Origin of the sequence: Caballeronia choica (assembly GCF_001544535.1) — a bacterium.
Taxonomy (GTDB): Bacteria; Pseudomonadota; Gammaproteobacteria; order Burkholderiales; family Burkholderiaceae; genus Caballeronia; species Caballeronia choica.
Map to the genome: position 1 here is coordinate 1 of NZ_FCON02000473.1, position 1,263 is coordinate 1,263.

The 1,263-nt window shown below is 59.4% G+C and carries 2 protein-coding genes; both read right to left on the bottom strand.

All coding sequences use genetic code 11. The features are described 5' to 3' along the window. Positions 1-153: 153 nt before the first annotated feature. Entirely contained in the window at positions 154-420 is a 267-nt protein-coding gene (locus AWB68_RS45085; RefSeq protein WP_087650469.1) for a hypothetical protein, read from the bottom strand. A 119-nt stretch (positions 421-539) separates the two neighbouring features. Next, on the bottom strand, positions 540-1,229 hold the full coding sequence (locus AWB68_RS45090) for a CBS domain-containing protein (protein WP_087650470.1): 690 nt from the start codon (positions 1,227-1,229) through the stop codon (positions 540-542). Between the last annotated feature and the right edge of the window lie 34 nt (positions 1,230-1,263).

The window sequence follows — 1,263 nt, forward strand, 5'->3', positions numbered from 1 at the left end:
AACCATCGCAATCGACAGCACGCCAGGCAGGGGCTTTCGGATATTGATCAAGTTGCCGGTCGAGACAATCATCACGGAGAGCGCCGGGTAGCAAAGACAATTCGACAGTACGTGCAGCTGGCGTCGGCGTATACATCAGACGATAAGCCTAGCTCAGCAAGTCGTCAGTGTGATATTGATCGGCGCTCCCGTACTACCTACTTCGCCATAGTTGCGCGCAGCCACTTGAAGAAAATGTTCGGGGTCCGCCGTGAACAGGTTCCTGATTCCAGGAGTTCCGATACGCTTGACACGCAGCATCTCTTCGAATACTCGGGCATCGACGCGAAAGGCTTGCCGTGCACCGTCAATCTCGGCAATGAACTCGACATGATCGGTTTCAAAGTGGGGGGTTGTCCCAGCGGCGAATTCGGCAATCATCGTCTCTCCGTGGTGGTGTCTCGTGATCGGTACGGTCGCCGGCCCGGAAGATTCCGGGCGCCAGTGGCGATGCGCCAACCGCTCGGTCTCGCAACCGGTCGACCGCACAATGCATCTGGTCAAATGCCCGGCATGATTGGGTAGGGAATCGTGTGGTCCTCGACACCTTTCACGCCGGGAATACCCTGCGCGGCCACGCACATCGCATTCAACGAGTCGGTCGACCATACCGGTCCCCATAAGTGAACAACACCGTCACGCACGACGATGTTGCGGCCCGGGAACGCCCAGTTGCGCCCCGTGAGCTCCGCCATGAGCATCGCCCGGATGTCGCGGTCGCTAGGTGATTCATATTGCGCGGATTCTTGCGCGCCCACGGCGAGCGCCTGCACGAGATTCGCACGGCTGACGATCCCGACGAGCCGCCCGTCCCGCATCACGGGCACGCGCTTGATGTGATGGCTTTCAAGAATGCTTGCAACTTCATGGAGCGGCGTAACGTCGGCCACGCAGACGGCTTGACGGGTCATGACATCTGCGACGGTCTGTCCATGAGACTTGACGTAGTCGGCCGCTTCCCGGTCCGAGCCGAGCAGGTCCAGCCACCACGAGCGATGCGACTTTTCAGTTTCGATCTCGGCACGGTGCAGCAGGTCACCCTCGCTCACCATGCCGACAAGATCTCCGTCACCGTCGAGCACGGGCATGGCGCTGATCCGATGCTGAACCAGCAGTTTTGCCGCATCGCGCACGGTCGTTTCAGGCGTGACTGATATGACAGACGAGGTCATGACATCGAAAGCTTGCATCATCTTCTCCGCATCCAGGATGTTGTTGCCGACC

What these genes read in the sequence shown, in the direction of transcription:
- AWB68_RS45085 (WP_087650469.1), bottom strand. Translation starts at nt 420, where the DNA reads ATGATTGCCGAATTCGCCGCTGGGACAACCCCCCACTTTGAAACCGAT.
- AWB68_RS45090 (WP_087650470.1), bottom strand. Translation starts at nt 1,229, where the DNA reads ATGCAAGCTTTCGATGTCATGACCTCGTCTGTCATATCAGTCACGCCT.